20 protein-coding genes are annotated in these 25,267 nt (G+C 62.3%); 8 read left to right on the top strand and 12 right to left on the bottom strand.

Features of this window, described 5'->3' with window-relative positions; all coding sequences use genetic code 11:
- Positions 1–303: 303 nt before the first annotated feature.
- Complete coding sequence (locus AB5Y80_RS18310) at positions 304–1,377, top strand: 3-deoxy-7-phosphoheptulonate synthase (RefSeq protein WP_010674236.1); 1,074 nt, start codon at positions 304–306, stop codon at positions 1,375–1,377.
- A gap of 118 nt (positions 1,378–1,495) precedes the next feature.
- On the top strand, positions 1,496–2,635 hold the full coding sequence (tyrA, locus tag AB5Y80_RS18305; protein WP_368173315.1) for a bifunctional chorismate mutase/prephenate dehydrogenase: 1,140 nt from the start codon (positions 1,496–1,498) through the stop codon (positions 2,633–2,635).
- Between the two features lie 114 nt (positions 2,636–2,749).
- On the opposite strand, the gene hdfR is transcribed toward tyrA, so the two are convergent.
- The 10 genes from hdfR to AB5Y80_RS18255 all read right to left on the bottom strand — a co-directional run bounded on the left by hdfR (position 2,750) and on the right by AB5Y80_RS18255 (position 15,933).
- Positions 2,750–3,625 carry an HTH-type transcriptional regulator HdfR gene (hdfR, locus tag AB5Y80_RS18300; RefSeq protein WP_039038620.1) on the bottom strand — a complete coding sequence of 292 codons (876 nt, stop codon included), beginning with the start codon at positions 3,623–3,625 and terminating at the stop codon, positions 2,750–2,752.
- Positions 3,625–3,981, bottom strand: a complete 357-nt coding sequence (locus tag AB5Y80_RS18295; protein ID WP_010674239.1) for a DUF413 domain-containing protein — start codon at positions 3,979–3,981, stop codon at positions 3,625–3,627. Before AB5Y80_RS18295 ends, hdfR begins: the two co-directional genes overlap by 1 nt.
- Before the next feature lie 291 nt (positions 3,982–4,272).
- Complete coding sequence (gene eco / locus AB5Y80_RS18290) at positions 4,273–4,755, bottom strand: serine protease inhibitor ecotin (protein WP_010674240.1); 483 nt, start codon at positions 4,753–4,755, stop codon at positions 4,273–4,275.
- Positions 4,756–4,949: 194 nt separating this feature from the next.
- Positions 4,950–5,507 (bottom strand): DUF1566 domain-containing protein, encoded by a 558-nt coding sequence (locus tag AB5Y80_RS18285; RefSeq protein ID WP_043155288.1) that lies wholly within the window; start codon positions 5,505–5,507, stop codon positions 4,950–4,952.
- Entirely contained in the window at positions 5,504–6,862 is a 1,359-nt protein-coding gene (locus tag AB5Y80_RS18280; protein WP_368173314.1) for a DUF1566 domain-containing protein, read from the bottom strand. Before AB5Y80_RS18280 ends, AB5Y80_RS18285 begins: the two co-directional genes overlap by 4 nt.
- A gap of 50 nt (positions 6,863–6,912) precedes the next feature.
- Entirely contained in the window at positions 6,913–9,324 is a 2,412-nt protein-coding gene (locus AB5Y80_RS18275; RefSeq protein WP_368173313.1) for a proprotein convertase P-domain-containing protein, read from the bottom strand.
- 29 nt (positions 9,325–9,353) lie between these two features.
- On the bottom strand, positions 9,354–11,396 hold the full coding sequence (locus AB5Y80_RS18270) for a prolyl oligopeptidase family serine peptidase (protein ID WP_368173312.1): 2,043 nt from the start codon (positions 11,394–11,396) through the stop codon (positions 9,354–9,356).
- Complete coding sequence (locus AB5Y80_RS18265) at positions 11,396–13,564, bottom strand: TonB-dependent hemoglobin/transferrin/lactoferrin family receptor (protein WP_323931353.1); 2,169 nt, start codon at positions 13,562–13,564, stop codon at positions 11,396–11,398. Before AB5Y80_RS18265 ends, AB5Y80_RS18270 begins: the two co-directional genes overlap by 1 nt.
- Positions 13,565–13,814: 250 nt before the next feature.
- Positions 13,815–15,662, bottom strand: coding sequence for a DUF3413 domain-containing protein (locus AB5Y80_RS18260; RefSeq protein ID WP_042015924.1), 1,848 nt, complete (start codon positions 15,660–15,662; stop codon positions 13,815–13,817).
- 43 nt (positions 15,663–15,705) lie between these two features.
- Positions 15,706–15,933 (bottom strand): YejL family protein, encoded by a 228-nt coding sequence (locus AB5Y80_RS18255; protein WP_213320306.1) that lies wholly within the window; start codon positions 15,931–15,933, stop codon positions 15,706–15,708.
- 73 nt (positions 15,934–16,006) lie between these two features.
- Here AB5Y80_RS18255 and yejK point away from each other — a divergent pair, with 73 nt between their 5' ends.
- The 5 genes from yejK (at position 16,007) to AB5Y80_RS18230 (ending at position 22,472) form a co-directional block, all read left to right on the top strand.
- Positions 16,007–17,056 (top strand): nucleoid-associated protein YejK, encoded by a 1,050-nt coding sequence (gene yejK, locus AB5Y80_RS18250; protein WP_039038628.1) that lies wholly within the window; start codon positions 16,007–16,009, stop codon positions 17,054–17,056.
- A 395-nt stretch (positions 17,057–17,451) separates the two neighbouring features.
- Positions 17,452–18,633: a maltose/maltodextrin ABC transporter substrate-binding protein MalE gene (gene malE / locus AB5Y80_RS18245; RefSeq protein ID WP_010674249.1), complete on the top strand. Its 1,182-nt coding sequence runs from the start codon at positions 17,452–17,454 to the stop codon at positions 18,631–18,633.
- 73 nt (positions 18,634–18,706) lie between these two features.
- A complete protein-coding gene (gene malF / locus AB5Y80_RS18240; RefSeq protein WP_041215465.1) occupies positions 18,707–20,362 on the top strand; it encodes a maltose ABC transporter permease MalF in 1,656 nt (551 codons plus the stop codon).
- Between the two features lie 12 nt (positions 20,363–20,374).
- Positions 20,375–21,265: a maltose ABC transporter permease MalG gene (gene malG / locus AB5Y80_RS18235; RefSeq protein WP_010674251.1), complete on the top strand. Its 891-nt coding sequence runs from the start codon at positions 20,375–20,377 to the stop codon at positions 21,263–21,265.
- Positions 21,266–21,335: 70 nt separating this feature from the next.
- The gene (locus AB5Y80_RS18230) at positions 21,336–22,472 is read left to right on the top strand and encodes an ABC transporter ATP-binding protein (RefSeq protein ID WP_041212788.1); all 1,137 of its coding nucleotides are present in this window, start codon (positions 21,336–21,338) and stop codon (positions 22,470–22,472) included.
- Between the two features lie 125 nt (positions 22,473–22,597).
- Here AB5Y80_RS18230 and ppk2 read toward each other — a convergent pair whose 3' ends face one another.
- Entirely contained in the window at positions 22,598–23,428 is an 831-nt protein-coding gene (gene ppk2 / locus AB5Y80_RS18225) for a polyphosphate kinase 2 (protein WP_010674253.1), read from the bottom strand.
- 156 nt (positions 23,429–23,584) lie between these two features.
- Between ppk2 and AB5Y80_RS18220 the strand changes: the two genes are divergently transcribed.
- Positions 23,585–24,391, top strand: a complete 807-nt coding sequence (locus AB5Y80_RS18220) for an alpha/beta fold hydrolase (protein WP_124245214.1) — start codon at positions 23,585–23,587, stop codon at positions 24,389–24,391.
- 66 nt (positions 24,392–24,457) lie between these two features.
- Here AB5Y80_RS18220 and AB5Y80_RS18215 read toward each other — a convergent pair whose 3' ends face one another.
- A complete protein-coding gene (locus AB5Y80_RS18215) occupies positions 24,458–25,267 on the bottom strand; it encodes a MipA/OmpV family protein (RefSeq protein ID WP_232091542.1) in 810 nt (269 codons plus the stop codon).

Below are 25,267 nucleotides of genomic sequence, written 5' to 3'. Positions count from 1 at the left end.
CCGGCGTCATCGCCGGGATAAGGGGTCATGAGAGGGGGCAGAGAGATGATATTGAAAGGGGTGGGTGTAATCTAATGTTTACGACATGAGGCTGATCCGGCCTCGCGAGTCGCTACTTTTGAGTTGTCTCACCCTGCATTCTTGGTCATTTATCCATCTATCAGCGCGCAAAGACGCTAGTTTCACTTGATTGTTTGTTTTTCCTTGGTAAGGTGGGGGCGGTTGCGTAACAAAGTGCTGACTTGTGTAAATAAAAATGAACAGTTGGTGCCCTTGGCTTGAAACAGTAGAGAGAATGAGAAAATGCAAAGAGATCCCCTGAACAACATCCATATCCAGTCCGAACAAGTGATGATCACGCCTGCCCAGCTCAAGGAGAAACTGCCCATCTCCGATCGCGCGCTGGCATTCGTGCAAGGGGCCCGCAATACCATCGCCGACATCATCCACCGTCGCGATCACCGCCTGCTGGTGATCTGTGGTCCCTGCTCCATCCACGACATGGACGCTGCCAAAGAGTACGCAACCAGACTCAAAGCGCTGCATGACGCCTATCAGGACTCTCTCTACATTGTCATGCGGGTCTACTTTGAGAAGCCGCGCACCACGGTCGGCTGGAAGGGCTTTATCAACGATCCGAACCTGGACGGCACCTTTGACGTGGAGCTGGGTCTGCACCGCGCCCGCGAGCTGCTCTGCTGGCTGGCCGAGCTGGAGTTGCCGCTGGCGACCGAGGCGCTCGACCCCATCAGCCCGCAATACCTGGCGGAGCTCTTCTCCTGGTCGGCCATCGGTGCCCGCACCACCGAATCCCAGACCCACAGGGAGATGGCGTCCGGCCTCTCCATGCCGGTCGGCTTCAAGAACGGCACCGACGGCAACCTCGGCACCGCCATCAATGCGCTGCAGGCCGCTTCCAGTCCTCATGCCTTCATGGGGATCAACCAGCAGGGTCAGGTCGCGCTGCTGCAGACCCAGGGCAACCCGGATGGTCATGTGATCCTGCGCGGCGGCAAGCACCCGAACTACGACTCGGTCAATGTATCGCTGGCGGAAGAGGCGCTGGAGAAGGCGGGTCTGCTGCCCGGTCTGGTGGTGGATTGCAGCCACGGCAACTCCAGCAAGGATCACCGGCTGCAGCCCAAGGTGGCCGACAACGTCATTCACCAGATCCAGGAGGGCAACCGCTCCATCATCGGGGTGATGCTCGAATCCAACCTGTTCGAAGGCAACCAGTCCAGCGAGCAGCCCAAGTGCGAGATGCGCTACGGCGTCTCCATCACCGATGCCTGCATCGACTGGGAGACCACGGATGCGCTGCTGGCCCGCTGCCACAGCCAGCTGGCGGCACCACTTTTGGCCAGAACATCGGCATAAGCCGTGGTATCTTGTTGTAACTGATTGAACCATCGAGGTATCACTGCCCACGCAGTGATACCTTGTTGCCTCTTGAATGACAGGGCGTCGCTGCGGGCGGCGCCAGCAGGGACTGGACATGGCGGAAGAGTTGAATGCCCTCAGGGACAAGATAGATGCGGTGGACAAGCAGCTGATTGATCTGCTGGCTGCCCGTCTCGCCCTGGTGGGGGAAGTGGGGGAAGTGAAGAGCCGGCACGGCCTGCCCATCTACGCGCCGGATCGGGAGGCGAGCATGCTGGCCCGCCGCCGCGCCGAGGCCGAGGCACTAGGGGTGCCGGGGGACCTTATCGAGGATGTGTTGCGCCGGGTGATACGCGAGTCCTATATTCTGGAGTCCGCCAGCGACAAGGAGCACCACTTCAAGTGCATGAAGCCTGAGCTCGGCAAGGTGGTGATCATCGGTGGCCAGGGGCAGCTTGGGCGCCTGTTCGGCAACCTGTTCAGCCTCTCGGGCTACCGGGTCGAAACCCTGGGTCAGGCCGATTGGCCACGCGCCGACGAGATCCTGCACGGCGCCGGGCTGGTGATGGTGGCGGTGCCCATCGACGTCACCTGCCAGGTGATCGACCGGCTCGGCAACCTGCCGGCGGACTGCCTGCTGGTGGACGTGACCAGCGTCAAGAGTGAACCGCTTGCCCATATGCTGGCGATACACCAGGGGCCTGTGCTGGGGCTGCACCCCATGTTCGGACCGGACGTGGCGAGCCTCGCCAAGCAGGTGATCGTCTGCTGTCAGGGACGCGAACCCGCCGCCAGCCAGTGGCTGCTGGAGCAGATGACCATCTGGGGGGCGCGTTTGCAGCAGGTGGAGGCCAGGGCCCACGACGAGGCAATGACCTTTATTCAGGCGCTGCGCCACTTTGCCACCTTTGCCTACGGCTGGCATCTCTCCCGCGAGCAGGCCAACATCGACCGCCTGCTTGCCTTAAGCTCTCCCATCTACCGGCTGGAGCTGGCCATGGTGGGACGGCTGTTCGCCCAGGATCCCCACCTCTACGCCGACATCATATTGTCGTCGCCCCAGAACCTCGCGATGATCCGCCGCTACTACCAGAACTTCGGCGAGGCGCTGGGCCTGCTGGAGCGGGGCGACAGAGAGGGCTTCATCGAGGCCTTCAGCCAGGTCTCCGGCTTCTTCGGCGAGCGGGCGGAGGAGTTCCTGCGCGAGAGCCGCACCCTGCTGGCCCAGGCCAACGATCGTCGTCATCACGGCTGATGCACAAAGACATCCATACAAAAGGGGCCTGATGGCCCCTTTTTCATGTTGTTTGTGCTGCACCGATAACCAGGGTAGATGAAAACAGAGGTCTGGGCGTGAAATCGCCCTGTTTCATTCGGCAGGCGGTTGACGCAAGTCGGCGTCATGCCAGCCCAGCGGCAGGGTCAGCAGCTGATCGATCAGCTCCCGGCGGTCGGATTTCTCCAGATAGGCGAGGTAGAGCGGGCGGCTCAGGGATTGGCCCCCTTCCACCAGATGAAGCTGCCCCTGCTCCAGGAAGGGGCTCACCATGCGCCTTGGCAGGTAGGCGGCGCCGCCGTTGGCCAGTACGAATTGCAGGGCCATGCTGGCGGAGCTCGAATGCAGAACTGGGGTCTTCTGCAGGCTCTGCAATCGGCTCGATGGCGGTTCGAAGCTGGTGCCCCAGTCGAGATGAATGTGGGGCATCTGCATCAGGCTGTCGGCGTTTGCGGCCGGCTCCCGGCTCACCAGTTCGAATACCAGCTCGCCGATGGGGTGCAGGGCAATCTCGTCGATCTTGGTCGGCTCGGAGAGCAGGGCGAGATCGAGGGAGCGCTCCAGCAACTGGCGACAGAGGTGCTCGCGGGAGGCCGTTTCGAGGCGCACCGCGAGGCCGGGGGCCAGGGCATAGACATGGTTCAGCCAGTCGTTGAAGTCGAGCTCCCAGAAGACGGCGGGGGCGCCGATGGCAAGCTGCTGGCTGAAACCGGGGGAGAGGGCCACGTCCTGCTTGGCGCGCCCCAAAGTATGCAAAATGGCGTCTGCGTAGGGCAGCAGACGCTCACCGGAGGCAGTCAGGCGGATGTTGTTGCGATGACGGGCAAACAGGCTGACCCCGAGTTGCTGCTCGAGCTGGCGGATCCGGAAGCTCACCGCCGACTGGGTCAGGTAGAGATTTTCAGCCGCCCGGCCAAAGTGCCGGGTCTTGCTGACCTCGATGAAGGTCCGAAGCAGCTCGGTATCCATTAATCGAGGGACTCGTCGCTGCCGCCACCGCCGCCTTCAAAGCTGCCACCCGCATCTTCATTGGCGCCGCCAGCGACGGTGCACAGACGGTGCACGCGCTTGGGACCAATCACCTTCAGGTATTTGAACCACACCTTGGCGTGGGGGTTGTTGCCGGCTGCGCCGGATTTGACCTGTTCGATAAAGGCACTTTCTACGTCATCGCGCGGGGCCAGGTTGCCCTGATAGAGCGCCAGCATCACGGTGCCATATTTTTCCAGACTGTCCGCTTCGGCCACGGTGAATTCGCCACTGCGACGCAGGCCACGGGGAAAATGTTTGAAGTCGTTGAAACGCTTGTCTGATTCGAAGCTCATAATGCTCTTGTTCTGGTTAGTTTGACCTTTGCGGGCAAGTATCATCAGGCCGTCGCAGAGTGCAAAATCAATTTTCTTACTATGTTAATAAATATCTTTTATCGAACAGGGTTTGTCGCATCCCGAGGGGGCATTTTGCGGTGCGCTGCACAAAAAAGCCTGAAAAATAGTGGAGTTATGTCAGATTTTGTACAGGAAAAACCGCTCAAGAACGGGCTCGGAAGCTAAAAATAAGGCGCCGTATGGCGCCTTTTTATCATCATGGCTGAGCTGAACCCGAGTGCGCGGCACTCACTCAATCATGGCTGGCTGTGCCAGGTTGTCGGCACGCCACAGACGATAGCGCACCTCGTACTCCTGGGGCACATAGATGACGAAGGGCAGCTTGGAGTTGTAGTTCACGAAGAAGCCCTGACCGTAGATCTGGACGAAACTCTCCTTCTTCTGGCCGTCTGGGCAGGCCATCAGGGTGCTGACGGGGCCGGTGACTTGGCCCAGGGTCAGGTAGTTGTAACCCCAGCCCTTGACGCTGTGCTGTTCCAGATTGCCCGCGAAGCGGGGCAGGTTGCAGTCGACCAGCATCTTCTTGCCGACTTGCAGCTCGACCATCATGTCGGCTTCGTTCTCGACTTCCGGCAGACGGATCACGACACGTTCCTGGTTCACTTCGGCGGCAGGGAACATGCTGATATCAAATTTTTTCGGTTCGGCGGCGAAGGCATGGCCACCCAATAACAAGGCGCCCAGCAGGCTAAAACGCAACACGGTTTTCATCTGTACCTCTTGGGATTGGTTCAACGCCGCTAGACTAACCGCTCTGCCGGTTTCATGCCAGCGCTGCGGCGTGCAAAACCGCCCTGAACAGGCATCACATGACGCAATTTGATGCTTTTTTGACGGTCAGGGTCACCCTGGCGCTTCTTGCATCGTGTCAAACAGGGGGCCGGGTGGCCCCCATGTCCAGGCTGTCACCTCACCAGCAGGACCTGTTTCGCCCAGGCGCGGGGGGCGCGCTGGGCGACGGAGCCGCTGGTGATGTCCAGGTAGGCGACGCCCTGAAGGGCCGGCACCGGGGTGGAGGACCAGAGATAGACATAGCCGTCGTTCACCTCCTTGCCATCCCCAGCCATGGCGCGGGGGAAGATGGTTTCGTTCAATGCCGGTTTGTAACAGGCGGACTCCAGAATGCTGGCGAGCTCCTTGATGGTGGGCAGGCGCCAGTCGTGATGACCACCAAAGCCATACAGGGCGTGGCTCGGTTCGGTGCGGATCCGTTCCGCCGTCTGCAGTGCCTGTTGCCAGTAGAGGCGGGTGGGTTCCCCCTCGCAGCTCTGGTTGCGCCAGGTCTGGCCGAGCTGGCAGCGCATCCAGGTCAGACCGGTGCCCCTGTCGGTGACGGTGCCGTTGCCGTGATCCTGGAAACGGGCGGTGGGGCTGGTACGGGGCAGGGCGTCGTCGCAGATGGCGATGGCCAGTGCCAGGGGGCTGCACAGGGTGAGCAGCAGGGTCAGAAGATACTTGTTCATCGGGTTACCTCGGCCACCAGGCGCAGTTGCAGACCGTTGGCGTCATTGCTGTTTTGAACTGGGGTGGGATAGTCGGCACCGGCGTCCTCGCCGAGGAAGATGTGGGCGATGGCGCTCAGAGGCGCGCTCTCCAGCCGGCGGGACGGGGTCAGGGTCTGGCTCCAGTAATAGCCATCGAAGCCATTGAGTCCGGTGCCGACATCGGGGAAGTAGCGCACATCCAGGGTGACGAGCTGGCCATCCTGGCGGGCGAGGGAGCCGTAGTGCTGCAAACTCATCAGCTCACGGGCGTGGGGCAGGCGCCAGTGGGTGATGCCGCACAGTTGCTGTGCATTGAGCCACTGACGGTACTGCTCCGTGGTGCAGATGGCCTCCCCTTCGGGGCAGGCGTAATCCCGCTCCTCCTGGGTCGGGTGATAGTTGTCGAACTCCCAGGCGAAGGTGCGGTGCAGATCCCTCGGACTGTCCGGATCCGCCAGCTTCTTCTCCCAGACGAGGCCGGTATTGAGATCCTCCACGCACTCCCAGTTGGGGGCGTTGTCCGCCAGGGGCTGCCCCTTGCCATCCAGCTTGCGATAGCGCAGGGGCGCCTGGTCCAGGCTCGCCTCCTGGCCCGGGTGATCCGCAGGCTCCTGGGTGAGCAGATAATCCACCCCGTCCGTGTAGGTGGTGACGCCGCTGGCGGTCACCAACGCCCGGGGTTGCTGCTGCATCAGCACGGCGGCGAGTCTGGCCTGCTGGCTCAGTAGCTCGGGGCTGGCGGCAAAGTGCCGGGCGAGCTCGGGCAGCAGGGTGACAAGGCCTTGCCAGATCTGCTGACGGCGTTCGCTGGCGGGCAGGGTGGCCTCGTCATCGAAGGCGGCGAGGGCCAGCTCGGCGAGGGCGCGGTTGAAGTCGCTCAGCTGCGCCAGTGCCGCCAGGTCTGGGCCGGGGTGAAGGGGCGCCAGGGCGAACAGCACGTCCGTCAGGGCCTGAGCCGGTGGCAGCCCGTCCGAGATACGCGTCTGCAGCAGGGTGCTGAGGGGGCTGGGGGTGAGGTGCTGGTTGTCCTGGCGCGCCGCCGGGTGGGCCAGGGGCAGGGCGGCGGGATCCGCCGGAATGAACAGCAGGGGAGTGGTGAGCAGATCAGGGTGGCGCCGGGTCAGGGAGTGGGCACCGGCCTCGCCGCTGACGGCGGGCTCATTGGCTTCGCAGCCGTCGTTCTGGTTCAGGTTGATGCACAGGGTGCCCGCAGCGGGCAGGCTGACCGTCAGGCGGTAGTCCGGCGCGGTCAGGGGAGCCTCGTCCGAACCGCCGCCACAGGCGCTGAGCAGGGGGGCCAGCAGGCAGACGAGCGGGGTCATTCTCATGGTCATGGTGTGTCCTTGGAGGGGCCTTGGCCCCTCTCTTCTTTATATAGGGAGAGTCAGAGGTGACGCAGACGGCGCCACAGGGCCAGCGGCAGCAGCCAGAGCAGGGAGAAGGTCCCCCCGCCACTGCTGTCCGAGGTATCGAAGCGGATGATGCCGTCATCCGGCACGGGCACGGTGTTGCCGCACTGGGCGCCGGTACGCTGACTGATGCTCCACCCGTTCAGGAAACCCTGATTGCCCGGTTTGCTGTCCACCACCTCCAGGGTCCAGCGACCGGCCAGGGGTTCTCCTTCGAAGGCGCTGAAGGGTTGCAGGGACTGCAACTCGGTGGGGAAGACCCCTTTCAGGCTCGGCAGGGAGCTGTAACCCTTGTCCCAGATCTGGACCCGGGTGCCGGCGGGGGAGCTGAGCCAGATCTCCAGCTCATCCAGCGCCTCGTGCTGCAGATCAAGGCTCAGTTGAAGCCTGTCGCTCACACGGGCATCGCTCTTCTCCAGCAGCAGGCTGGTTTCGCTCAGGCCGCGCACCTCCTCGCTCTGGGCATCGTTCAGTCGCTGCGACCGACCACTGGCCCGGCTGATGACGGGGGTGCCGATGGGCAGGGTCAGGGATTGCTGCCACTGGCGCTCGGTGGGGCTGGTACCGGTCATGGCGAGATTCACCGAGAGGCTCGCCTCGTCGCCGCAGGCGAGCGGGCTCTGGGCCAGCAGGCGCAGGGTGGTGGTCATGCTGGCACCGGCGGCCAGGGTCGCTGGTTGCCAGTTGTCAGGATCGGCCTGCAACCCGGTTGGCAGGGTGAGGGCCAGCTCGTTGAGGGTCACTTCCTCTTTGCCCGGGTTGCTGAGGGTCAGCTGCACCGACTGGCGCTGCCCCAGCGGGATGGCGCTCCCCTCGGCGAGGGCGATATTGACGGGAGCTTGCAGCAGCCCGTGCTGGCGAAATGCCTGCTCCAGCAGACGGGCATAGGCTCGCGTCGGGTAGAGACGGGCGGCAGTATCCACGGTGATCCGGGCCAGTTGCGGCATGCGAATGGCCGGCCCCAGGCCGAAGTGGGATTCGATGATGACGCGATCAAACTCGTCCCTGGCCGCCTCACCGTGCTCGGCCACCGCCGTCAGCAGGGCCTGGAACAGCGGGGTGCCCCAGAGCTGATCCCCGTTGCTGCCGTTGATGGTGCGGTGGGCCGGGTAGCGGTAGTCCGGATGGTAGCGGGCGCGCAGATCGTCGAGTTGGCGTGGGGTGCGGTCGGTGAAGCGGGCATCCCAGTTGAACACCATGGCGGGTTCGAACTGGCGACCGGCTTCGCTGCGCTGACGATGACTGGCGGCCAGGTAGTCGCCAAAGCCCTCGCCGATGGCCCCCCAGTCTCCCTCTTCCCCGAGATCCGGCAGGATGTGGTGCTGCACCCCGTGGCCGAACTCGTGCCAGATGACCATGGGATCCTCGGCATCGGGCACGCCGCTGCGACCCAGCTCCAGCCTGCGTTCGAACGGATCGTAGAGGGAGTTGTCCTGAAAGCCCGCGTCCGTGTCGATGTCGAGTGCCCCGGGGATGAGATCGGTGAAACCGAGCGCCTTGAGGTGGCGCTGGGCGAGATCCAGATGGTAGTAGGCGTTGATGTCCGCAAAGCCGCGATCGTCACGGGTCAGGCGAAAACCCTGCACGTCACTGCTGCTGTAGGGGGCCGATTCGGGGGCCATGACATCCACCACCCTGGCATGGGGGCCACTCAGGCGATACTGCCCGGCTTGCAGGCTCACCGGCAGGGGAACCGGATCCTGGTAGGCGGCCTCTGCCAGTACCAGCGCGTCGTGCCAGACCAGGCTGGCGTCCTGCAGGCGGGTGCGGGGATCGGGGTCGAACACCCGGGCCTGAACCTGCTGATCGCCTGCGTCGGCGACATGCAGAGGGTGGGTTGTTGCCTGATCCCCGAGACGGCCAAGCTCCTGCTCCCCGTCGCAACGGGCAAACAGCTGCACCTGGCTGGCCTTGGCATTGCCTGCCTTGTGCTCGCGCACCCGCTGGCGCAGGGCAGGCACCAGGGTATCGCCGTCTCGCCAGTACCAGGCTTCGACCGGCCCCAGCGTCTCTATCTGGTTGCCGTCGGTGCGCAGGGTGGCGAGCAGGGGATCCAGGGTGCCGCTGGCATCGCAGCCGGGCGCTGTGCTCTGCAAGGGGCGCAGGTTGTGGTAGAGGCGCCAGGGGCGACCGTCCCCGTCGACACTGACGGCGGCCTGGGTGGCGGCCACCGGCAGGCCGTTCACCCGCTGGCGAAAGCTGTAATGGTGGCCGAGCAGGCTGGCCCTGTCGTAATCGGGGGCGAGGAGCACACCGAGGCGCTGCTCGAGCCAGCGCTTCGGCGTCGTGGTCAGGGGTGGTTCATCGACAAACTGCAGATCGGCCGCCAGCAGCGGCGATGAGATCAGGGTTGCCGCCAGCCAGAGGGCCAGGGAAGAGGGTTTCATGGTTCACTCCAGAAAAAGAGGGCAAGGGGTCAGTGGTTGACGCCCGCCAGGGTGAGCAGGAAGGCAAACTCCTGCGCCGCACGCAGCGCCGCCGTTCGGGGGGCGCCCAGGTGGCCGCCGTCGAGTTCGGTGCGCAGCAGATAGGGGCCTGTTCCCGTGCTATGGGATCGCAGGCGGGCTATCCACTTGAGGGGTTCCCAGTAGGGCACCTGACTGTCGTGCAGGCCGCCCGTCACATAGACGGGGGGATAAGGGACCTTGTGCAGGTTGTCATAGGGGCTCAGGCGGCGCATCGCGGCATAGTCACCCGGGATGGCCGGATTGCCCCACTCGGCGTACTCCTGCCGGGTGAGGGGCAGCTCGGGATCCTGCATGGTGCCCAGCAGGTCGACGAAGGGAACTTGCAGCACGGCCCCGGCGAAACGGGTGGGCGCCTGGTTGAGTGCCGCTGCCACCAGCAGGCCGCCGGCGCTGCCACCCATGGCAAACAGCCGGGCGGGATCGATGGCGGGATCCCGTGCCAGGGCATCGGCCACGGCGAGAAAATCATCCACGCTGTGCTGTTTGTCACGGCCACGACCCTCCCGGTACCAGGATTCGCCGAGCAGACCGCCCCCGCGCACATGGGCGATGGCGTAGACGAAGCCGCGATCCAGCAGGCTCAGCACCCGGGGCTGGTAGTAGGGGCGCATGGGGGTGCCGTAGGCCCCATAGCCGTAGAGCAGCAGTGCCCTGGGGTGGGTAATGCCCTTGCGCCAGACCAGGGAGACAGGCACCTTGACCCCGTCCTTGCCCGCGATCCAGCGCCGCTCGCTCTGATAGGGGGAGGTGCCCCTGCTCTCAGGTGTCCCCTCCCAGGCGCCGGAGGCGAGATCCAGCCAGCGCTGGTGAGGTGGCTCGGCCATCCCCTGGCGGCGAATGAGCACCTTGTCGCTGGCCGGTTCCTGGCTGCCCTGGATCCAGGCCGTGCCTGCGCCATCGGTGAGCGGCAGGCTGTGGGTCAACGCACCTTTGGCGTCCAGCACATCGAGCCAGTCATCCCCTTCCTTGCGGTATTGCAGCACGGTGTGCCGGGCAAAGAGGCGCCACTTCTCGAGTTCCCGGCCCTCGCCGGACCAGAGCCGTTGCCACTCTCCCTTCGCCACCAGGCTCAAGTCGGCCACCTGATAGAGGCCGAGGGCGCCGTCCCGGTTGCTCTTGAGCAGCACCCTGTCCCCCTGGGTATCCAGGTAGTATTCGAGGCCGCGCTCGCGCCCCTTGATCAGGTCGGCCCGACCCGCGTCCAGCAGGTATTGCTCCGAGCTGTCGTGGTTGTTGCTTTGCAGCACCAGGTGGCGGCGATCCGTGGTGCGATAGAGGCCGAGCAGCCAGGCGGGATCGCGCTCCTCATACACCAGGGTCTCCTTGCCATCCTGCCAGGCCAGCAGTTGCCAGGGGCGCAGGGTCTGGTGCTCGTTGGCGAGGGTGTAGAGGGTCTTGCCATCCAGACTCCAGAGCAGATCGCCGGCGCGGTGAGGCAAAGAGGACAGTGTCTCGCCACTCGCCAGATCCAGCAGGGTGATGCGGTAGTCCCGATCTCCCCTGCGGTCTTCGGCCAGGGCAAGCAGTTGCCCGTCCGGGTGAAGGGCCCAGGCAGCGAGCTCGTAATACCCCTCCGCAGGTTGGCGGGGAGCCAGCCGCTTTCGGGGGGCGGCATTGGCGTCGCTGCGTTGCCACAGGCTACCGTCCGCCTCCATGCGCCACTGGCTGCCAGCCTGGCTAAGCCAGTCGTCAGGCACGGGTTCGCCCCGCTCCCGGCCCTGCCACTCCGTCTGCAGGCGCTGCACCAGTGGCACCTGGTCGGCGAGCTGCCGCTCGGTCCAGCGGTTCTGCTCGCGCAGCAGCGTCAGGAGGGCGGGATCCTGGCGGCTGTCGTCACGCCAGCCACCATAGGGATCGAGGCGGGCTATCTCCCCCTTCATCAGTTGCGGGCGCTCGGGGATGAGGGGCGCGGCCTCCAGGGTTGCCTCAGGCAGGGGAGAGGCGGGGGCCGGCGTGGCCAGCAGGCTGGCCAGGATCAGTAAGCTGTGCATCAGATCCCCACGAAGGTGTAGCGCAGGCTGGCACTCAGGGTGCGGCCGCTCTGGGTGAAGAGGGAAGCATCGGTCCCGGCTTCCAGCCCGGCCACATCCTGATAGCGGGTGTAGCGTGTGTCGAACAGGTTGTCGAGCTTGAGGTTGACCTTGAGGGCGTCGGTGACCAGCCAGTCGGCCGTCAGGGCGAAACTGAGCCAGCCGGCACTTTCGAGGCAGTCCCCCTGCCGGCCGGTCAGGCTGTTGCCGCAGGTGGGCACCCGGTTCATGGCGGCGGCATAGTCCGCCTGAATGCCCAGACTCCACTCATTGGCCTGATAGCTCAGACGGGTGTTGCCCTCGAGGGGCGTCAGGGTGCGCAGCGCTTCACCTTTGTTGTCCTCGCCATCGACCCAGCCGAGCTTGGTGGCGAGCTCCCACTCCTGGGTCAGCCAGTAGCTGGCGGCGAGTTCGGCCCCCCAGGTTTCGGCCTTGGCGACGTTGCGATATTGGCGCAGGATGACGCCATCGCTCAGGCGCAGCCCCACCTCGCGCCAGTCGATGAAGTTGTAGTAGCGGTTGTAGAAGAGCGCTGGCTTGATGCTCCAGTTGTCCCCCTCGCCACTCAGTCCCCACTCGATGCTGTGGCTGGTTTCCTCCTTGAGCCCTGTGTTGGCGATGATCTCGAAGGGTGGCAGAGCGAAGTAGTGGGGGATGTTGCCGTACACCTTGTCGTAGGAAGGTGCCCGGAACCCGTTGGCATAGCTGAGCCAGCTGCGCCACTGGTCGTTGAAGCGGTAGCTGGTGGCCAGGCTCGGGGAGAGGTGCCAGCTGTGGTTGCTGTCGTGGCTGCCGTCCAGCGGCGTGAGCCACTGGTGATCCATGCGCAGGGTGGGGGTGAACTGCCACTGGCCCAGGCTGGCCACGTCGCCGAGCCAGACCCCGGCCCTGTCGGTACGGGCGCGGCTGAAGGGGGCGGACTGGCCGGGTTGGGGAATGCCGGCCTCCAGACTCAGCTTCTCCACCGGCCGCTCGTGGGTGGTGCGCTCGAGCTCAATGCCGTAACTGAGCTGATGGGCGAGAGGGCCGGTGGCGAGATCCCGGCGCACATCCAGCTCGGTACCAATCCTGTCTTCGGTGAAGGTGGCGAGTTCCCGTTCGCTGCGATAGCGCGGATAACCGCTCAGCAGATCGTTTTGCAGCAGGCTGCGCTTGTTGGCGGTGTTTTTCGAGTGATTGCCGTAGGCACTCCAGGTGAGGCTGTCGGCCAGCACGGTGTCGAGGTTGCTCGCCTCCCAGGCCAGCTTGCCCCCCTGGGTGCGTTGGCTGCCCTGCTCGTGGTACTGGCGCACCTGCCACTTGCCATCGGGTTGGGGCACTTCGCGCGGCCCCTGATCCCGCTCGGCGTTGTCCTCGAAGTAGTCGAGTTCGAGGCGCAGCAGATGATGTTCGTTCAGCTGGATGCGAGAGCTGGTGGAGGCGCTGAGGCCATCCAGATCCGCCGGGATGCGGCTCTCGTCGTAGTTGGCGGTCTCATGTCCCTGCCAGCCGGAGAGGCGCAGCAGGTGTTCGGTATCCCGTATCCGGGCGGCGCCGGTGGCGCTCAGCTTCTGCTTGTCACTGCTGCCATCGTGCAGCACCTTGCTGCTGAGATAGGCATCCTGGCCCTGAAGGTAATCTTCCGGCTGCTTGGTGCTGATGACGATGGTGCCGCCGATGGCATCGGAGCCATGGAGGGAGGAACCGGCTCCCTTGGCCACCTCTATCTGTTTGACATCGTCGAGATCGAAGCTGAAGCGGCCCACCTTGTCGTTGAGGTCGTCGGCGCCAAAGCCGTCGCTGACCCGCACCCCGTCCTTGATGATGAGCACCCGGTTGCCGCCCATGCCGCGGATGATGATGTTCTGGGGGCGCCCGGCGGAGCCGGTCACCGAGACGCCGGGTTCGTTCTTGAACACATCGGTGAGCTCGGTGGCAACCTGGCGATCCAGATCCTCCTCCGTGATGACGGTGATGGAACCCGACACGTCGGAGAGCTTCTGCTCGATGCGCTGTCCCTTGACCACGATGGTTTCCCGCCCCTTGAGTTCGGGGGGCATGTCCGTTGTGTCGACCCCGGCGGGATCGCTGGCAGCCAGCGCCGTACCGGACAGCAGCATGGGCCAGTAGTGAAGAAGTCGAATTTTCATATTTGAGAATAATTATTATTTAAGCCTGAGGGCGCGGATTATTGCAGAGGGAGTCAAGCAGATCAATAAATGACAATCATTATCATTTTGTTTTTATGATATTGATCGAATTGAACTTTTTTGAGAGATAAATCAGTAAGGTGGTGGCATACGTTTGCGAATGACGCCATGGGAAACAGGAGGACGGGTGTGGTGCGGGCAAGAAAAAGCCCGCCATAGGGGCGGGCTCAAGGAGGTGGGCTGGCGCTGATCAGGGGGCGCGATAGAAGCGATTGAGCTCGTTCATCACCTGGATCAGGGTGCCCATGTCCGGGGTGCCGTGCTTGATGGGGCGATAGGTGTCGCGGTCCAGCAGCTCGAAGTCCCCCTGCTTGTTGAACTGGGTGATGGTGTTGCCCTGATAGATGGCGAAGTCATTCTGATCCCCCGCCAGCAGCCAGGTGCGTGTACTGGCTTCGAACAGGTTGCGCCCCGTGCTGTAGTCACGATAGGGGTTGCGTACACCCAGCATGTTCTTCATCAGGGTAGGTACCAGATCCAGGTGGCTGCTCGCCTGCGCCTGGGGCGCAGGTTCGGCACCAGGCCAGGCCAGCACCAGGGGGACCTGCACCTGATAGGTCGAGTAATTGCTGCCATAGCCCCAGCTGTTGCTCTGGGTCTCGTTGAACTCCTGACCGTGGTTGGAGGTGATCACGACGATGGTCTGATCATCAAGCCCCTGCAATTGCAGTTGGGTCAGCATCTGCTCCAGCAGTTGATCCGTATAGAAGACCGCGTTCTTGTAGCGGTTCTCCAGCTTCTGCAGGTTCTCGGGCCGATAGGCAGTGGCCGGATTGAAGCGGGTCAACTCGGGCTGGAAGGGGCCCTTGATGCTGGCGGGCACCTGATAATCCCCCGGGCTAGAGAGATAGACCAGAGAGAACCAGGGTCTGTCCGCGGTGCGCGTGCCAAGCCACTGCTGCCAGTCGTCGATGAGCCTGCGGTCATCGGTCTGGCGGGAGACGAAGACCTGCTTGCGCAGACCCGCAAGCAGACTCTGGCGATACTGCTTGGCATCTTCCAGTGCACCGAACAGGCCGAACTGGTAGTCCTGACGCAGCATCTCGTCGAACAGCACGGGGGGGCGCTTGTCGGCCCGGATGTCCCCGTAATAGTGGCCGGGCAGCCCGTAGAAGAGGCTGAACATCCCCATGGCTTCATCATTGCCACCACTCATGTGCTGGCGGAAATTGAAGTGGTTGTCCGCGTAGCGTTGCAGATTGGGCATATTGATGTTGTTGAGCATGTCGGCTCGCAGGGAGTCGACCACCACCACCAGCAGGTTCTTGTGATCGCTGGGTGCGCTCACGCTGAGGGGGCGCAAGGGATAGAGCAGACGGTGCTCAGCGCTTCCCTGATCTTCGGCCTTCTTCTCATACTGCTCGAGGTCGAGCCAGCCATGCTTGGCCAGGAAGCTCCTGGCGGTCATGGGGTAGGAGAGGGGGAAGTTGGCCCGCTGCATGGTGATGGGTTGATACAGGGTCGCATCCGCCCAGCTGTTGACCAGATGGGTCAGGATGAAGCAGACCAGCAGGGCCAGTCCCACCTGATTGCCGTACTGGCGGCGTTTGCGCTTGTTGATCTTGCGCCACACATAGGCCGACAGCAGCAGTTGCAGCAGGAAGATGGCGGGCACCGCCACGAAGATGATGCTCCAGATAGAGCCCTCTTCGGTCTGCGCCTGATCCAGCAGCAGTTGCCACACCTGGCCATTCAAGTGGAACTTGAACAGCTGGAACACCTGGGTGTCGATAAGCAGCAGCACCAGCGCCAGGGTGGCGATGATGGATGAAATGAAGCGCAGCGGCTTCTCCCTGGGCAGGATGAAGCTCAAGGGGAAGATGGTCAGCAGATAGGTGACGAAGCTCAGGAACGAGAAATGACCTATCCAGCTGATGACGAGATAGGTCACGCCGAGCGTGGTCGACGGCCAGCTGATGGCGCCCAGGTAACGGGTCGAGATCAGCATGGCCAGGATGATGTTGAAGAAGGAGAACCAATGCCCCCAGGTGATCAGGCGAGAGACATTATCGCGATAGGGGTTGCCGGTTTCGACCATAATGATCCATCTGCTTGAAAAACATCAAAGAATGCGAAGAAACTCAGTGCGCATCGTGGCGATGGCCCACCGAGGCGATGAGTGCCTGGATGAACTTCTCGGTGATCGCCTGGCGCTGGGCCGGGGCCATGCCGTTGATGATGTTGGTGGTCAGGTTGCCAAGGACCATCAGACTGAGATCCACCGGTGCCTTGTGTTTCTCCAGGGCGGTGATCAGGTCGTTCATCAGGGCGTCAAACTGCTCGTTATTGTACTTTGATACGATGGGCATAATCTTGGGTTCACCTCGGTTCAAAGCGCCTTATAATACTTCACCCTTTCGGCTAACACTATGGCTTTGTGACATGAGTCTCGATATCGACAAGATCATTCTTCACTCCCTGCGGGCGGGCAACGATGGCCAGCCCCACGCCGATACCCGCAGCCAGACCCTGCCTGCCGACGAGGCGGTACAAGGGCTGATGGCGGAGCTGCATCGCATCTACAACGGCAAGGGGGGAAAGGGCTTTGGCTTCTTCGCCGATCCCGAGGCCGCCGTCGCCGAGCTGGCGGAGGGGGAAGACGCCCCCAAGCAGCCTTCCCCCGCCTTTCGCATCGCCCTGGAGCAGCTGCTGGCGGAGCAGACCGAGTTCGTCCCCTTTTCCGTCAACCTGACCCAGATGCTGGTCAAGCAGCTGGTGGAGCATGCCCTGGACGAGCAGGGGGTGTTGCTGATTGCCAAGTACAACTATGTGGGGGTGGATTACCTGATGATCGCCCTGCTGGAAGGCAAGGAGAGCGTCACCGTGAGCGAGGCGCTGGAACTGCGCCACATCCAGTACCTGGATATCGGCAAACTCAATCTGGTGGCCCGCATCGATCTCACTGAGTGGAAAACCCAGGGGGATTCGCGTCGTTATATCACCTTCAGCAAGGGCCGGGTCGGTCGCAAGCTGGGGGATTTCTTCATGGATCTGCTGGGGGCCCGCGAGGGCATGGATGCCAAGATCCAGAACAAGGGGTTGCTGCAGGCGGTGGACGATTATTGCGACAGCCGCCAGCTCGAACCGGCCGAGCGCAATGACTACAAGAAGCAGGTCTTCAAATATTGCACCGAGCAGGCCAGCGCCGGCGAGGAGATCGAGATCAAGGAGCTGTCGGCGGAATTGCCCGGTGATGGGGACCTCGATTTTTACAGCTTCATCGGTCAGGAGTACGAGCTGGAGGAGCGCTTCCCGGCGGACCGTTCCACCCTGCGGGGCTTGACCAAGTTTGTGGGCTCCGGTGGCGGCCTGACTCTGAGCTTCGAGCAGAAGTTGCTCAACAGCCGGGTCTTTTACGATCCCCAGACCGACACCCTGACCATCAGGGGAGTCCCGCCCAATCTCAAGGATCAATTGCTGCGCCAGTCGTAATGTGATCCAGCCGTCATTTCTTGCAAAAAGGCACCGGAGTCCGCTCCGGTGCCTTTTTATTTAAGGGGGTGATGTAGATGGAAACCACCTCAGTACTTTTGTTAACACATTGAACAAAATATCGGGAATGAAAGGGTTTTCAGTGGGGTGAAATCCCTTTCAATGGCGTAAATTAATTTCCTTTCTGTAATTTAATTTCCATATCTTGGCAAAAATATGGGGATATCCCTTCCTAAGTCGCTGAAATAAGAAAATGTTTTCATAACTTTCTGGAAGAAAATACGTAATTGCATTTCAAAAATGCGAGGCGTGTCATGTGAGGCATTGACTGCTTGGGATAATATTCATCTGCACACAATGCTCTTACAGCGCGGAACTAATACAAGGAAAGGCTCATGAAAAAGAAATTGCTGTCATCCCTGATCGGTCTGGCTACCCTGGGCGTGGCCTGCTCTGCTACTGCTGCCATTGATGAAGGTCAGCTGACCATCTGGATCAACGGTGACAAGGGCTACAACGGCCTGGCCGAAGTCGGCAAGAAGTTTGAAGCCGAAACCGGCATCAAGGTCACCGTCGCCCACCCGGATCAGGTTGAAGTCAAATTCCAGCAAGCCGCCGCCACCGGCAACGGCCCGGACATCTTCTTCTGGGCTCACGACCGTTACGGTGAGTGGGTCAAGTCCGGTCTGCTGGTTCCCGTGACCCCGAATGCCGCCACCAAGGCCAAGTTCGAGCAATTCGCCTGGGATGCCATGACCGTCGATGGCAAGACCTATGGCTACCCGGTCGCGGTAGAAGCCGTCAGCCTGATTTACAACAAGGATCTGTTGCCCAACCCGCCGAAGACCTTCGAAGAGATCGCCAAGATCGACGAAGACCTGAAGAAAAATGGCAAGCGCGCCATCATGTGGGCCTATGACACCCCCTACTTCAGCTACCCCCTGGTGGCTGCCAACGGTGGTTATGCCTTCAAGAAGACCGCCACCGGCTATGACGTCAAAGACACCGGCGTGAACAACGCAGGTGCCAAGGCCGGCGTCGGCTACATCTCCGAGATGATCAAATCCGGTCACCTGGAGAAGGGCATCGACTACGGTGTGATGGACGCCAAGTTCAACAAGGGCGAAGTGGCCATGATGATCAACGGTCCCTGGGCCTGGAGCAACCTGGACAAGAGCGGCATCAAGTATGGCGTAGCCCAGCTGCCGACCCTGAAAGGCAAGCCGGCCAAGGCCTTCGTTGGCGTACTGGGTGCCACCATCAACGCCGCCAGCCCGAACAAGGATCTGGCCATTGAGTTCCTCGAGAACTACCTGCTGACCGATGCCGGTCTGGCGCCGATGAACGCCGACAAGCCGCTGGGTGCCGTGGCCCTGAAGTCCTTCCAGAAGACCCTGGAAGCCGACCCCAACATCAAGGCCACCATGCTGAACGCCCAGAACGGCGAACCGATGCCGTCCGTGCCCGAGATGAGCCGTTTCTGGTCCTCCTTCGAAACCGCCCTCAAGAACGTCACCTCTGGCCGTCAGGGTGTTGACGAAGCCCTGGATACCGCTGCCAAGCGTATCGTCCAGTAAGCATGCACTACCCGGGAGGCCTTCGGGCCTCCCACTCTCTCAATCTCTCTTGGCGCAATAAAGGTTAATTGGCATGGAAGTAGTACCTTCTATCGAATCCTATGCCGGTCCGAAGAAAGACAAGTACGTCTGGCTGAAATGGACCATGGCGGCACTGATCGCAGTGCTTAATGGTTATGCGGCCGTGATGATGTATGCCAGCGGCGAGTGGGTATTTGCCCTGCTCGATCTGGTGGTCGTATCCGTCGGTCTCTATGTCTTCATGAACAAGAAGACCTATGCCCACCGTTATATTTTCCCCGGTGTGGCAGGCATGGTTGTTTTTATCATCTTCCCTCTTGCCTACACGATCGGCATCGCCTTCACCAACTATTCGGGATCCAACTTGCTCTCCCTTGAGCAGGCTCGGGATTACCATCTGAAAAAAACCTACAAGGTGACCGGCGGTGAATTCGATTTCACCCTCCTGGGTGGTGAGAACAATCAGTTTCAGCTGCTGCTGAAACAGGACGACCAATCCTTTATCAGTCAACCCCTTACCTTGCTGAACAACAAGGCGCGTACCCTGGCCGTCCGTGAAGGACGGGTCCGTGACGAGCCCCAGGTTGTTCAGTTGCAGCCTCTGGACGGGGCCACGGTCGGCGAGGCGGCACCCATTCGTGCCATCGTCGATCACCGCACCCACCTGAGTGCCCTGGATGTGGTACTGCCGGAAGGCAATATCCATCTGACCCTGAGCAGCCTGCGCAAGTTCGCCGCCCAGAAACAGCTCTATACCCAGCTGGTCGACGGCGCCGTGCTCAAGTCCGGCGTCATGATCAAGGACAGTAACCTGCTGCGTGACAACCAGAGCGGCGAGCTGATGCTGCCCAACGGTGACACCGGCTTCTACCAGTACATCGATGCGGAAGGTCACTTCGTCGGCAAGGGCGTTGCCCCCGGTTTCGTGGTGAGCGTGGGTTGGAAAAACTTCATGCGCATCATGACGGACCCGGGTATCCAGAGTCCCTTCATGCAGATCTTCGTCTGGACCGTGATCTTCTCCGCCTGTTCGGTGGCGTTCACCCTGGCGATCGGCATGGTGCTGGCGTGTCTGGTGCAGTGGGAGCAGCTCAGGGGGCGTGGTTTCTACCGGGTCATGCTGATCCTGCCCTATGCGATACCGGCGTTCATCTCCATCCTGGTGTTCAAGGGCTTGTTCAACCAGAACTTCGGTGAAATCAACCTGTTCCTGGAAGCGGCCTTCGGCATCAAGCCGGACTGGTACACCAATCCCTTCCTGGCCAAGGTGATGATCCTCATCGTCAACACCTGGCTCGGTTACCCCTACATGATGATCCTCTGCATGGGCCTGCTCAAGGCCATTCCGGAAGATCTCTACGAGGCGTCCGCCATGGACGGGGCGGGGCCGGTACAGAACTTCTTCAAGATCACCGTACCGCTCTTGATGAAGCCGCTGACACCGCTGTTGATTGCATCCTTTGCCTTCAACTTCAACAACTTCGTACTTATTCAGTTGTTGACGAACGGGGCGCCGGACATCATCGGGGCCACCACGCCGGCCGGGACCACCGACTTGCTGGTGAGCTACACCTACCGGATCGCGTTCCAGGGCTCGGGTGGTCAGGACTACGGTCTGGCCAGTGCCATCGCCACCGCCATCTTCCTCATCGTGGGTGCGCTGGCCTTGCTCAACCTGAAATTGTCCAAAGCCGACAAGCAACTGTAAGGAGGCTTCAACATGGCAATCGTTCAACCCAAATCTGTCAAATACCGGGTGTGGGCAACTCACCTGGTGATGTGGGGCTTCCTGGCACTGATCATCTTCCCGCTGATCATGGTCATCGCCATCTCGTTCCGTAACGGCAACTTCTCGGTGGGGGAGATCATCCCCACCAATCCGACCCTGGATCACTGGAAGCTGGCGCTCGGCATGTCCATCACCAACGCCGACGGCAGCATCACGCCGCCGCCGTTCCCGGTGCTGACCTGGCTGTGGAACTCCATCAAGGTGGCGGGCATCACCGCCCTGATGATAGTGGTGCTCTCCACCACCTGTGCCTACGCCTTCGCCCGTCTGCGGTTCCGTGGCAAGTCCACCATCCTGCAGGGCATGCTGATCTTCCAGATGTTCCCGGCGGTGCTGGCACTGGTGGCCATCTACGCGCTCTTCAACAAGATCGGTGACTACATCCCCTGGCTGGGTCTCAACACCCACGGCGGCCTGATCCTGGCCTACATGGGGGGCATCGCCCTGCACGTCTGGACCATCAAGGGCTACTTCGAGACCATCGACTCCTCCCTGGAGGAGGCGGCGGCCATCGATGGCGCTACTCCGTGGCAGGCGTTCCGCCTGATCCTGCTGCCCCTGTCGGTGCCCATTCTGGCGGTGGTGTTCATCCTGGCCTTCATCGGCTCCATCACCGAGGTGCCCATGGCCTCCATCCTGTTGCAGGATGTGAACAATCTGACCCTGGCGGTCGGGGCCCAGCAGTACCTCTATCCGCAGAACTACCTGTGGGGTGACTTCGCCGCAGCCGCCGTGCTGTCAGGCTTCCCCATCACGGTCGTGTTCCTGCTCGCCCAGCGCTGGCTGGTGGGCGGTCTGACCGCAGGCGGCGTGAAAGGTTAACGGTTCATGGCCGGGGGAGCTGGCTCCCCCCGTCATCACGATTTGCAAAGATTCAAGAGCGGAGCTCGACATGGCTGAAGTAGTACTCAACAACGTTCGCAAAAATTACGACCCGGCTGTCCACAAGGACACCCTGCGCAGTATCAACCTGGACATCAAGGAAGGGGAGTTCATCGTCTTCGTCGGCCCGTCCGGCTGCGGCAAGTCCACCCTGCTTCGGATGATCGCGGGTCTGGAAGACATCACCAGCGGCGAGCTGACCATCGGCGGGCGCTACATGAACGACGTGCCGCCGGTGGAGCGCAACGTGGGCATGGTGTTCCAGTCCTACGCCCTCTACCCGCACATGAACATCTACGAGAACATGGCTTTTGGCCTCAAGCTCAAGAAGATGGACAAGGAGAACATCCACAAGCGGGTGATGCGCGCCGCCGAGATCCTGGGTCTCGAGCCTTTGCTGGACCGCAAGCCCAAGGCCCTTTCTGGCGGTCAGCGCCAGCGGGTGGCCATCGGCCGCTCCATCGTCCAGCAGCCGCAGGTGTTCCTGTTTGACGAACCGCTGTCGAACCTCGACGCCGCTCTGCGGGTCAAGATGCGCATCGAGATCGCCAAGCTGCACAAGGAGCTCAACTCCACCATCATCTACGTGACCCACGACCAGGTGGAGGCCATGACGCTAGCCAACCGCATCGTGGTGCTGAGCCCGCTCAAGGGCGAGGCGGCCACCAACCTGGAGCAGTTCGGCACCCCCCTCGAGCTCTACCACAACCCGGACAACAAGTTCGTGGCAGGCTTCATCGGCTCCCCCAAGATGAACTTCCTGGCGGGCGAGCTGGTGGAGATCGGGGAGCAGGAGTGCGTGGTCAAGCTCACCTCCGGCGATACCGTGCGTGCCCGGGTGGATGCCCGTCGCGGCGCGGTGGGCGACAAGGTGGAGCTGGGCATTCGCCCCGAGCACCTGGTGCCGCTGGGTCATGCCCATGCCGACAGCCGCGTGAGCGGCGTGGTGCAGGTAGCCGAACACCTGGGGGCCGAGTCCTTCGTCTACATGGACGTGGATGGTCATGACTTCACCGTCAAGGCGAGCTCCGACATCGACGTGGCCACCGGCCAGGAGTACAGCATCGGCATCCCGGCCGAAGCCTGCTACCTGTTCGATGCCAAAGAGCAGGCGTTCCCGCGCACGGCCAAATATATCCGCGCCTGAGAGGGCGAGAGTGCCAGGTTTTCCTTTCTATACGTTCAATGCCTTTTGCCGGTCGCAAGACCGGCTTTTTATTGCCCGTCATCCGAAGCCCGGGCCCGGCCAGCAGGGGCGGCTGGCCGGGGCCGTCACTGCCCGTGCTTGTCTGACTCGAGGGCGGCGGTGACGTCCGGCACGAAGTGCTGGCTGGTGAGCGGAGGGCGCTCATACCCTTCGGTCTTGATGGGAGGCAGGGTGATAGGTTCGTAGTGGATCGCCTCGTAGGGCACCTTGCCAAGGAGGTGGGAGATGCAGTTGAGGCGGGCGCGGCGCTTGTCGTCGGCGTCCACCACGAACCAGGGGCAATCCTCGGTATCCGTGTAGGTGAACATGTCATCCTTGGCGCGGGAATACTCGACCCAGCGGGAGCGGGATTGCAGATCCATGGGGCTGAATTTCCAGCGCTTGATGGGAGTGTTGATGCGCTCCTTGAAGCGTTTCTCCTGCTCTTCGTCGCTGACCGAGAACCAGTATTTGATGAGGGTGATGCCGGAGCGGATCAACATCCGCTCGAATTCGGGGCAGGCGCGCAGGAATTCGCGATACTCGTCGTCGCTGCAAAAGCCCATCACCCGTTCGACCCCGGCCCGGTTGTACCAGGAGCGGTCAAACAGCACCATCTCGCCCGCCGAGGGCAGGTGCGCCACGTAGCGCTGGAAGTACCACTGGGTGCGCTCCCGATCCGAGGGGGCGGGCAGGGCGGTGACCCGGCAGACCCGGGGGTTGAGGGGCTCGGTGATCGCCTTGATGACGCCCCCCTTGCCCGCGGCGTCGCGCCCCTCGAACAGCACCACCACTTTGAGCCCCTCCTGCTTGACCCACTCCTGCAACTTGACCAGCTCCTCCTGCAGGTGGGCCAGGTGATGTTCGTAGGTCTTCTTGTCCAGACGGGGGCGTTTCTTGCTCTTTTCCTTGGCCATCATCCTCTCCTTGGTGACTCCTCGATGTGAGTCTCTCCAGCTTGCACCAGGCGGGCACCCCTGCCAAGGGTGGCGTGTTACACTGCCGCCTCATCAGCCGCTGGCAACAGAAAAATAGGAAAGCCAGTTTCATCGCCGCTGGCAACAGGAGAAAACATGAAGCAGTTTATGGAGATAGCGGGCCGCCGCATGGCCTATCTGGACGAGGGGCAGGGTCCGGCACTGCTCTTTGGCCACAGCTACCTGTGGGACAGTGCCATGTGGGCACCGCAAATCGAGGCCCTCAAGGGGCAGTATCGCTGCATCGTGCCCGAGCTCTGGGGTCACGGGGATTCCGATGTGCTGCCCGAGGGGCCCTGCACCCTGGCGACCCTGGCCCGGGATCACCTGGCGCTGCTCGATGCCCTCGGCATCGACGAGTGCGTGCTGGTGGGGCTCTCCATCGGTGGCATGTGGGGCGTGGAGCTGGCGCGCATGGCGCCTGCTCGCCTCAAGGGCCTGGTGCTGATGGACAGCTTCGTCGGCCTTGAACCCCAGATCACCTGCGAGCGCTATCTCGGCATGCTGGCGATGATCGAGCAGGTCGGCGCCGTGCCTGCGCCCATCGCCGATCAGGTGGCTCCGCTCTTCTTCGCCCATCAACCGGACGCGGCCCTGATGGCCGGTTTCAAGGCCCGGCTGGCCCAATGGCCCGCCGACAAGGTGGCGAGCCTGGTGGCGGTGGGGCGCAGCTTCGTGACCCGGGAGGATCGCATCGACTGGCTCGAAGAGATGAGGCTGCCCGCACTGGTGATGACGGGGTGCGAGGACAAGGCTCGCCCTGTGCTGGAGGGGTATCTGATGGCCGAGGTGCTGGGGTGCCCGTTCAGGGAGATCCCGGGGGCCGGTCACATCTCGACCCTGGAGAACCCCGCGTTTATCAACCGGGCGCTGGCGGCATTTCTCGCCGAAGTGGCAGGGTGACGCTGCGCCGGATAGCCGTAAAAAAGGAGCCATGGGCTCCTTTTTTGTTGTCCAGTCCGGATGGGGCTACCAGATGTAGCCCACCCCGAAGCCTGCATAGAGTTCTCCCTGATGCTGGACGATGGGGCTGTCCGCGATGTCGTCGTCGTAGCGCTCGTAGTTGATGCCAAAGCCGCCAATCCAGTTGGCGCTGAAGCGATAGCTGCCGATGAGGGAGACCATGGGGGAGAGGGTGGTGCCCGTGTTCCACGCCGGCCTGTCCGCCCTCGCTTCGTCTTGCGAGACACCGCCGAAGTAGTAGTTGGCGAGGTTGTGGCTGCGCAGCATGACGCCGGCTCCCGGCATCAGCAGCAGGGGACCGCGGATGATGGGGAAGTTGGCCCACAGCATCAGCTCCTGACCGTTGCTGGTGCCGGTCACATCCGTGGTGGCCCGCACGCTCCAGAGGGCGTAGGGAGTGATGAGATCGGCCCCGAACCCTGCTTCGAACTGCCCCTTGCGCTTCTCCATGCCATGGAGGAAGGGATCGTCGTCCGGGTCCAGGTTGCCAAAGCGCATCCGGCCGAAGGCATAGGTCGAGAGGTTGCCATCCCGGCTGAGGTAGTAGCGGGCCCGATCCCCCAGATACATCAGGTTGTCACCAAAATAGAGGGCCCCCGGGATGGGCATCAGGGTGTCGTCCTGGTGCTGGTAACGGGCCTGACCGCCGATGACGGCCCCGCCCAGCACCAACCCCTTGGGAATGGGGCTGTCGGGGCTGTCGCTGGAGAAGGTGCTGAGGGCCCCGATGTCGAGGTCTGCCCGGACGGGTGAGCAGAGCAGCAGTGCCAGAAAGGCACCCAGAGAGGCATGGCGCAGGGCAGGGAGTGGGGGCAT

Source organism: Aeromonas sp. R2-1 (assembly GCF_040908425.1).
GTDB lineage: Bacteria > Pseudomonadota > Gammaproteobacteria > Enterobacterales > Aeromonadaceae > Aeromonas > Aeromonas caviae.
This window is presented reverse-complemented; position numbering and strand designations above follow the sequence as displayed.

Excerpts from the sequence above, each read along its gene's own strand:
- AB5Y80_RS18260 (WP_042015924.1), bottom strand. The coding sequence starts at position 15,662 with ATGGTCGAAACCGGCAACCCCTATCGCGATAATGTCTCTCGCCTGATC.
- yejK (WP_039038628.1), top strand. The coding sequence starts at position 16,007 with ATGAGTCTCGATATCGACAAGATCATTCTTCACTCCCTGCGGGCGGGC.
- AB5Y80_RS18270 (WP_368173312.1), bottom strand. The coding sequence starts at position 11,396 with ATGCACAGCTTACTGATCCTGGCCAGCCTGCTGGCCACGCCGGCCCCC.
- AB5Y80_RS18255 (WP_213320306.1), bottom strand. The coding sequence starts at position 15,933 with ATGCCCATCGTATCAAAGTACAATAACGAGCAGTTTGACGCCCTGATG.
- malG (WP_010674251.1), top strand. The coding sequence starts at position 20,375 with ATGGCAATCGTTCAACCCAAATCTGTCAAATACCGGGTGTGGGCAACT.
- AB5Y80_RS18285 (WP_043155288.1), bottom strand. The coding sequence starts at position 5,507 with ATGAACAAGTATCTTCTGACCCTGCTGCTCACCCTGTGCAGCCCCCTG.
- tyrA (WP_368173315.1), top strand. The coding sequence starts at position 1,496 with ATGGCGGAAGAGTTGAATGCCCTCAGGGACAAGATAGATGCGGTGGAC.
- hdfR (WP_039038620.1), bottom strand. The coding sequence starts at position 3,625 with ATGGATACCGAGCTGCTTCGGACCTTCATCGAGGTCAGCAAGACCCGG.
- ppk2 (WP_010674253.1), bottom strand. The coding sequence starts at position 23,428 with ATGGCCAAGGAAAAGAGCAAGAAACGCCCCCGTCTGGACAAGAAGACC.
- eco (WP_010674240.1), bottom strand. The coding sequence starts at position 4,755 with ATGAAAACCGTGTTGCGTTTTAGCCTGCTGGGCGCCTTGTTATTGGGT.
- AB5Y80_RS18220 (WP_124245214.1), top strand. The coding sequence starts at position 23,585 with ATGAAGCAGTTTATGGAGATAGCGGGCCGCCGCATGGCCTATCTGGAC.
- AB5Y80_RS18275 (WP_368173313.1), bottom strand. The coding sequence starts at position 9,324 with ATGAAACCCTCTTCCCTGGCCCTCTGGCTGGCGGCAACCCTGATCTCA.
- AB5Y80_RS18295 (WP_010674239.1), bottom strand. The coding sequence starts at position 3,981 with ATGAGCTTCGAATCAGACAAGCGTTTCAACGACTTCAAACATTTTCCC.
- malF (WP_041215465.1), top strand. The coding sequence starts at position 18,707 with ATGGAAGTAGTACCTTCTATCGAATCCTATGCCGGTCCGAAGAAAGAC.
- AB5Y80_RS18280 (WP_368173314.1), bottom strand. The coding sequence starts at position 6,862 with ATGACCATGAGAATGACCCCGCTCGTCTGCCTGCTGGCCCCCCTGCTC.
- AB5Y80_RS18215 (WP_232091542.1), bottom strand. The coding sequence starts at position 25,267 with ATGCCCCCACTCCCTGCCCTGCGCCATGCCTCTCTGGGTGCCTTTCTG.
- malE (WP_010674249.1), top strand. The coding sequence starts at position 17,452 with ATGAAAAAGAAATTGCTGTCATCCCTGATCGGTCTGGCTACCCTGGGC.
- AB5Y80_RS18310 (WP_010674236.1), top strand. The coding sequence starts at position 304 with ATGCAAAGAGATCCCCTGAACAACATCCATATCCAGTCCGAACAAGTG.
- AB5Y80_RS18265 (WP_323931353.1), bottom strand. The coding sequence starts at position 13,564 with ATGAAAATTCGACTTCTTCACTACTGGCCCATGCTGCTGTCCGGTACG.
- AB5Y80_RS18230 (WP_041212788.1), top strand. The coding sequence starts at position 21,336 with ATGGCTGAAGTAGTACTCAACAACGTTCGCAAAAATTACGACCCGGCT.